Source organism: Candidatus Micrarchaeota archaeon (genome assembly GCA_021163225.1).
In the GTDB taxonomy this organism is placed as follows: Archaea; Micrarchaeota; Micrarchaeia; order Anstonellales; family JAGGXE01; genus JAGGXE01.
In genome coordinates this window covers 1-8,526 of the sequence record JAGGXE010000021.1, presented here as the reverse complement: position 1 = coordinate 8,526, position 8,526 = coordinate 1, and the positions used below count along the sequence as shown (strand labels likewise).

Genomic DNA, 8,526 nt, shown 5'->3' with positions numbered 1-8,526 from the left:
CAAATAAACATATTTAAACCTTTCTGTACCGAGCCCCGCAGATGTGTAATTGTAAATAAGTTTGGTGTTCCCTTAAAATTTGAATTTGGAGACTCTCTTTACACTTTCCTTTTACTCATCTCCCAAAAATAGTATTCATAAAAGTACTCCTAACGTATTCTCCCGAAATTACTTCCTCTCGCTAAAAAGCACATAAACAAGGCGGACAAGAATTCACATAGCAGGAACGGCTGCTGCCTTCGTGAATAATCCCTATAAAATTAATTCGTTGGAGATGAGTAAGAAGAGAAGTACAAGGTTTGGTGGAATACAAGAATGGTGGACGAGTTCGGTATAGATTTCAATTCTTCATATTGAGTTAATCCGGATTTTTCACTATCACGCAAGACAACCGACCAGAACAAATAAAAATATTGTATACATAATAATATCGTGAATGAACATAAAAGAACACGCACCACATCAGATGAGAAAACGGGTTATGTTAACTCCAGGACAGATAGGATGACCGAACCGAACAGCCTGGCCTGAACCTACAGAGTAGTATGTTAAGGGGATTAGCAAACCGATTATCGTTAGGTGTCCCTAACAGGAAACAAAAAGATGGGTGGGGAGTATGATGAGGCATAGGTTAAGGACCAAAAAAGTAGCTCCCGAGGAGGAGATACCTGACCATATCAAGAGGATTAAGAGGTATAATAACGTATTCCTCACCCAGAAGTTTTTCTCAAGAGGGTTCCCGAACAGGTTTAATCAGATAATACACACGTACGACCCTTGGGGAAGTGACTGGTACCGCGCATTAAACGGTATAGGGATAGAAAGCGAACGTGTTGAGAGGATTAAGGTAATAAACAATATGTTAAACGTTAACTGGATGAAAGAGAAGGGAAGGTGTATCATACTGATAGACCTCTTCAACTGGTATGTGAACGAACTCCTCCCGAAAGACGATGAGTTTCTCACCTCAACGTACATAGCCCAACATTATCCAAAGCAGTATAGGATGATAAACGGGATCATAATCCAAGGACGTAATAGGGTGTACGGTTTCTATAAAGTAATGGGGATGAACGAAGGTAGGTTGTGGGACATAAAGATACTGGAGAAGATACTTAAATACCGGAAAACTAAAGCAGGCAAGCATCTGCTTGATGAGTTCAAAAGGAGAGGGATAGATAAACTCTCCATCTATCAGTTGATCAAATCAAACTTCAGGAAGGAGTATCCCGACCTCTTTAGGTTTATCATGAAACACTTCCAAAACTATGGGGTAGGTCTCATGGTTGGTGGTATCCCGAGGAGTAGGGTAAAGACCGCAATAGAATTGGAGATCGAAAGGGAGGACCTCAACCCGGACCCGACAATATATACGTTCGACAGGTTGAAGCTGAACTACAGGCGTAAGGAGGAGTTCATCCAGTTATTCAGCACACTCCTAAACCTCTCCTATGAAGAAACACAGGCGCTGAAGAGATTGGTATACGACGACAGGATACAGATAAGGGTACAGAGGGATAACTGGGTCGGCGAGGCACCTGACCCTTCCGAGTTGGAGGGTTGACCGATAGGATAGAGACCGAACGAATAGGAGTACAAAACCTAATCTTAACCTTTTAAACCGGATTCTAACCTTTGGAGCGAATTTGGAAAAATGGCTAACAAAATAGCCAAAATTCTGAAATATGGCGAGTATACTAGCCAAAATTCCGAAATTGATCTGGTCGGAGTAATCTGTCGGTTGGGGAGAAGGGAAGAAGAAAACATAAACCGATCAATAGGGGGACCGAATAGAAGGAACATGAGAAGGGAAGGAGGTGCGAACGTAAAAGGCAGTTAACCAAATCAAAATCCGGTTTTTAAGAAGAATTTGAGGATTTATTCACAATCGCAACGGCCGGAGTGCGTGCGTAAGGTTTTTAAACTGTTTGGTTATTATTATAGACACTTCCCACGTGCCGTCCGGCAAACGGGGAAGTCGCATTTCAGGAGGGTTAATCAGTCAGAGGGTTCTCTGGCTGTTAACAGGCTTCAAGGACCCCTAATACAGGACGGTGCTCGAACGTACTCCCTAGGTGGAAAAACTCCAGTTGATGGTGCTGGAGGGTACTGCTATCGGAGTCCGACTAAGCCATGCAAGTCTGCCCCTGGCCTTCCAGGGACGGCGAACGGCTGAGTAACACGTGGTCAACCTACCCTAGGGACGGGGACAACCTCGGGAAACTGAGGGGAATCCCCGATAGGTGATGGGTACTGGAATGTCCCATCGCCCAAAGGGTGTGCGGGAATGGCCGTACACCGCCCTAGGATGGGACTGCGGCCGATTAGGCAGTTGGTGGGGTAACGGCCCACCAAACCTATAATCGGTAGGGGCCATGAGAGTGGGAGCCCCCAGAAGGGCACTGAGACAAGGGCCCTAGCCCTACGGGGTGCAGCAGGCGCGAAACCTCCGCAATGCGCGAAAGCGTGACGGGGGGACTCCGAGTGGTCATGTCGAAAGGCATGGCCTTTTGCCGAGTGTAGACAGCTCGGCGAATAAGGGCTGGGTAAGACCGGTGCCAGCCGCCGCGGTAATACCGGCAGCCCTAGTGGTGCCCACGAATACTGGGCCTAAAGCGTCCGTAGCCGGTCGAGTAAGTCCGTTGTGAAATCCTCGGGCTCAACCCGAGGGCGTGCAACGGATACTGCTCGACTTGGGAGCGGGGGAGGCCAGGAGTACTCACGGGGTAGGGGTTAAATCCTGTGATCCCGTGGGGACTCACGGTGGCGAAGGCGCCTGGCCAAAACGCGTCCGACGGTGAGGGACGAAGGCTGGGGGAGCGAACGGGATTAGATACCCCGGTAGTCCCAGCTGTAAATGATGCGGACTGGATGCTGCAATGGCTTAGGGCCGTTGCAGTGTCGAAGCGAAGGCGATAAGTCCGCCGCCTGGGGAGTACGGCCGCAAGGCTTAAACTTAAACCAATTGGCGGGGGAGCACCACAAGGGGTGGATGTTGCGGTTCAATTGGATGAAACGCCTGGAATATTACCGGGGGCGACAGCAGGATGAAGGCCAGACTGAAGATCTTGCCAGACGCGCTGAGCGGTGGTGCATGGCCATCGTCAGCTCGTGCCGTGAGGTGTCCGGTTAAGTCCGGTAACGAGCGAGACCCGTGCCCCTATTTGCTAACTCGTCCTCCGGGACGGGTGCACTATAGGGGGACTGCCCGCGTTAAGTGGGAGGAAGGTGCGGGCGACGGTAGGTCAGTATGCCCCTAATCCCCCGGGCTACACGCGACATACAATGGCCGGGACAATGGGTTGCGACTCCGAAAGGAGAAGCTAATCCCCTAAACCCGGTCTCAGTCCGGATCGAGGGCTGGAACTCGCCCTCGTGAAGCTGGAATCCCTAGTAATCGCGCGTAAGGAACGCGCGGTGAATACGTCCCCGCTCCTTGCACACACCGCCCGTCAAGTCACCCAAGTGGGTTCCTGATGAGGCGCCGGTCTCGGCCGGTGTCGAGTCAGGGGTCCGTGAGGGGGGCTAAGTCGTAACAAGGTATCCGTAGGGGAACCTGCGGATAGATCACCTCCAAACTTATGTGTGCATACGCACCGTCTGTTGAACGGGGTCCTTGAAGCACCTTCTCTTGAATCATCTCTTATTTTCTCAAATCATCCCCCTATCTTCTCGTAGTGTTATAAATAGCCGAACAACTGGAATATGTTGTGTGTTGTCAGATCAAAAGACGTCAGATCAGAACACGTAGTTTATTCAACAGGTTGTTAACCTCATCGGTTTTTCTTCGATTGTATATCAAATAAGCAGGGTGATAGAAAGGTACCAGAGTTGTCCGACCCAACACGAAATCGTTCACGACAAACACCGAGCCGGCAATACTGTTCATCCGAACAGAACGTTCTACAGGCAGATTAAACCTGTCAACGGCATAACCGAGCGCTACAGAACCTAAAAGGAATATTACCTCAGGGTCTATCACCTGTATCTGCATATCCAGGTAAGGCGAACATGCTAAGACCTCTTCACGAGTGGGTTTTCGATTGTTAGGCGGACGACATTTAATAACGCTTGTAATGAATACCTTATCACGAGTCAGACCCAGTTCTCTTATCCATCCGTCCAGTATCTTCCCGGCCGCGCCTACAAACGGTCGCCCGCTCAGGTCCTCCTCACGCCCGGGTGCTTCACCGATAAACATAACCTCTGCATCCGCAGGCCCTTCACCCGGCACAACGCAGGTACGGTAGTTCGCGAGGTCGCAACGATGACATCTACGAATCTCGGTTGCAACGTCTTCAAGAGATAACATATTCATCATCTTACCACACACTCAAGTTTTATAAAGGTGTCCCGACTGCGGAGAAACACCTGTTTTCTACCCAGCGGGTTTTTATACTGTTTTGTTTACAAAGAATGCATGGATGGAACGTCTGCTGAAGAAAAAGGACTGAAGGCAAAGGAGAAAACAGAGAGAAAAACCAAACACAAGAAAGAACCTACTGGCAAACTCAAAGAACAAAAAGTGATCTCCAAGGAGATGAGAGAAAGGCAGATCCTGGAGGATTTTATCCAGAAGACCAAAGATACACAAACACATAAGCGGATCGTTGATCTGCTCAAGGAGAGGGACGACGTCTACAGCGTATTAACCCGAGAGATCGATAGCGACCTGCTGGAAAGGGTCAAGAGGGAATTAACCAAACCGCTAGAACGAACCGTCGTATCGGACGATGTTGAAACGCATGTAAGATGGTTGAAGTTCGAAGTAACGTTTTACAAATATGTTCACAATGCCAAGGAAAAGGCGGAAGGTCTAAAAAATCCGAAATCCGGGTTAGAATGGATCGTTAACCAAAGCATTTCTACACTACACCACCTAACAGACCTAAACGAGTTGGAAGAAGCGGGTCGTTTGCTCAATACGTCTATCCGACACTGTGTATACGCACCGGTTGTGTTAGACACATTAATCAAGACAGGTGTTCCCTCGGATCTGTGGAGGAGTTGTGCACCCAAGTTATACCGATTGTACAACCATGCCTACAAGAAAAAGGAAAACGTCCTCCTATACGAAAAGATATTAACCAGTTATAAAAATCTATTCCATAGCTCTAACGAACTGGAACGGTTCGTAGATTATTTAATCAGTAAACCTCCTGAAGACATCCGACGGTTAAGTTATCGTGTGGACGATCGCATTGATAGAATTATTAAAGACCTGTTCGAGAACGTGTGGACGGCCGATGACGCTATCGATATCAACGAAACCATTCTTATGTTGATCAAGAGGTACGAATCCGAAGAACATCCTGAAGAACACGGTAATGAACCGGAACGGGTTTATACAAAGGTCTACACAGAGATTGTAAGGGATCTGATAGATACCACCGCCCATGTGTTATCCATGCGCGGTGAATCAAAACCTTACATAATCACTCAACTCTTCAGATCGATCAGAGAGATATATTCCAGAGAAAAAGATAACGATACTGCTTATTCGATGGCTACCTTGCTTACTACAATCTTAGAATATTCACGGATATCTCCAGTAGTGACGTTCACTTTATCCCATGATTACCTTAGAAAATATGTAAATATAAAACCCTATATCCCCCATATCATCCCCATATTAAAAGACATTCATTCCTTTGAAGGGCTCAATGAATTATTGAAACTCATAGAAAACTACGATAAAAAATGGATGGAGAAGTACGGTGAAGAAAGACATTTGCTTTTCCTTAGATACACTGATATTCACCGGATCGCATCAGAGAAGAATTCGGAACCTACTGTTAGTGAGAAAGCAACAGCCAAAGAAAAAGAAAAGAAGGCCATAGAAAAGTTGGCTCGGTTGTTGGATACAATAGATAAGTTACACGAAAACTTTGATAAGAGAGGTGTTACTGATCCAGCACTCAAATCTCAGTTCATATTATTATTGGGTTATGGTATAGATAGGAAACCTGAAGATAGTTATACAATTATATTCAAAGCAGCGGAACATGCTGACCTGGTGGTAGAAACAGGTTTGCTGGATATCGTTACGTTCCTTTTTCTCCAAGGAAAGGGGAAAGCAGATCCTAAGGATATAGAATGGTTTATCACGACCTATGGAAAACGTCTAAAAGAGATCTTTGACAGAAAAGGTAATCGGACCATCAAAAACACGATTTGTAGCAATCTCCATACTTTCTTTGACGATTTAGGAGGTAAAAATATAGAAGAACGGATGGCTTACTTGAGAATCTTTTCAATCTATCCGAACCTATGGTACTATCATTTACCCTATTCATTTAGGTTAGATAAAGTTACTCCAAAGGATTTATCCGTCATCCTGGATAACTTATCATACCTTGAAAAGGAGTTGAGGGGTTGGGAAGAACGTGAAGGTATTCCATTCTACAGTGATGCAGGATTCGGTGAAGGATGGTCCATTATCAACAGAGTGTTTAAGTTCCTTAGCGAAGCCAAACTCAGAACCCAACTTCTGAATAAGGAACGGGCTCTCGCATACTGTCAAATCGCATGGAGTTATAGGGATGTGCTGGACAGTTCCCTGCTGAAAATGGTTCTGGAACATTTAAATGAGGACTCGCCACCGACACCCGTTGAACTGGAAGATATGTTAAAGGCGGTTTCGATCATCAGGACATGGGTCGAAGGGGTAACCTATGACCTCAATAAAAAGAAAGACCCAAATCTCGAAGAAGAAGTAGAACTAAAAGTAGCCAATCTTCTAGAGATGTTACTGGGTGATGATGTAACGAAGACGGACCTATTGTTGACCTATGGTCGAACCCTTCTGAGTTATCCCAGAGGGTTTAGAGGGTTAGATATAGCGGAGATAGTGGTCAAGGGTCACCAGGATGTATCTGCGGAAGAATTGGCAGAGGTCATTCAGGATATCTCAAGGATGGATGAACGGATTAAAATAGGTGATGAAGTACGATATCGGTTGATCAGAAGGGTGGACGAACTGTTGGACTGCATCCTATCAAAACAGGAGAGAGGTAAAACTGATATGAACGAAATACTCAGATATGTGGAAGCGATGGTCAAACATCAAGACCTCCTTCTTCGACCTGACAGTAATACAACTCTTATCCGTCTGGCACGAACCGTAAGGAACCCGAACGACTTTGACAGAATGTTGGACAGGCTTTCCCTTCTTTCAGAACATTTGAAAGACCTCTCCTTACTGGATAATCTTTCACGGGATCTACTAGCCCGTATCTTACATAACGCAGAGAATGATAAGGTTATTGAGTTGTTCACTGACCTGATCAGGACGTGCGGGTATGCAGGATTGCCTGACGGATGGGTCCTACATTTAGATGACGAGGACTGGGATCTTCTGTTGACCGAAAGGGATTCTTTCAAACTTGCAGAATTTGCTACAAAACTTATCAAGACAAGGATCCTGCCAAAGAAAGATGTACTGACCGCTCTTGCAAACGGTAGAATCACTATCACCGACCTGCTGAAGATGTATAATAGAACAGTTCCGTTTAACCCTAACGATGAGATCGATCTCGTAGTAGAATACAGTAAATTCATAGCAAAAATCGTCAAATACTCTTCGTATGACAGACAAACACTGGACATGTCTTACAACGAGTTCAAAGGTTTGATAAATAGGAAAACCATCTTCGGTGTTGTTACGCTAAACGTGCCCGAATACGAACTGGACGTGTTGGCTTACGAAGTGTTAACCATCCGCCATCGCGTAATCGAGCCGGTACTGAACCAAAACCGTAAGATACTCATCGTAGGTAACACTACCACCGGACTCTTCTACTCGCTACCGTTAAAAACCTACTACGCCGGTCGCGAAGATGTGAAGGTCACCGTGTCACGGATATCTTCATCAGAGCTTCATGGAAAACCGTACGTTCTTAAGGAAGGGCTCTTTGATAAAGAACAGCTCAGTCGGATCATCAGGGAAGAACGGACCGTTATCGTGTTGGATGCTACACCGAACCCGAGGATGCCCGACGCATTCAAAGGTTACCGTGCATATTTTGCTGCAATGAACTACGTGATCCTGAAACTCCGAAACGGTCTGGAATACGGTGACCCTGCTGCCGTCAAAAGAGTGGCTGGGCTGACCCATCTCCCAGAGGATGTCGCAACCGAAATCGCAGAAGAGTTGCACGGGTCTGCACTGGAAAAGGTCCTCTACGGATGGCTGTTCAAACTACCCCGGGATAGGTTAAGGTTGTACAGGGTATACGAATACGATTCGGATCGGTCCGGAGTATACAGAATAAAACGTAAGTTTGTCCACGATTATTCTGAAACGATGGAGGTTCAGAACGAATTACCTGAAGAAGACGAACCAAACATCCCCGTGATCCTGGTACAGTGTTCGATGAGCGATGAAAGGATCCCGAAGGTGTTAAAGAAACTCGTCCCGCAAGGCGAGAGACATGAGAAAGGTTACTTCGATGACAAAGATAACCTCCGTCAAGTAACGGTATATTTTGATGATGCGGGCGTCCATGTAGGATTCGATCGAATCGT

General features: G+C 46.3%; 3 protein-coding genes and 1 rRNA gene. 3 read left to right on the top strand and 1 reads right to left on the bottom strand.

Translation table 11 applies throughout. The annotated features are described in order from the left end of the window. Nucleotides 1-616 precede the first annotated feature (616 nt). Nucleotides 617-1,564, top strand: a complete 948-nt coding sequence (locus J7K41_01635) for a hypothetical protein (protein MCD6549393.1) — start codon at nucleotides 617-619, stop codon at nucleotides 1,562-1,564. A 519-nt stretch (nucleotides 1,565-2,083) separates the two neighbouring features. After that, nucleotides 2,084-3,576 (top strand): 16S ribosomal RNA (locus J7K41_01630). Nucleotides 3,577-3,733: 157 nt separating this feature from the next. Here the strand turns inward: J7K41_01630 and J7K41_01625 are convergent. Next, the gene (locus J7K41_01625; protein ID MCD6549392.1) at nucleotides 3,734-4,318 is read right to left on the bottom strand and encodes a uracil-DNA glycosylase; all 585 of its coding nucleotides are present in this window, start codon (nucleotides 4,316-4,318) and stop codon (nucleotides 3,734-3,736) included. Nucleotides 4,319-4,420: 102 nt separating this feature from the next. Between J7K41_01625 and J7K41_01620 the strand changes: the two genes are divergently transcribed. Continuing rightward, nucleotides 4,421-8,526: hypothetical protein (locus J7K41_01620; protein MCD6549391.1), on the top strand; the 4,106-nt coding region annotated here is incomplete at its 3' end.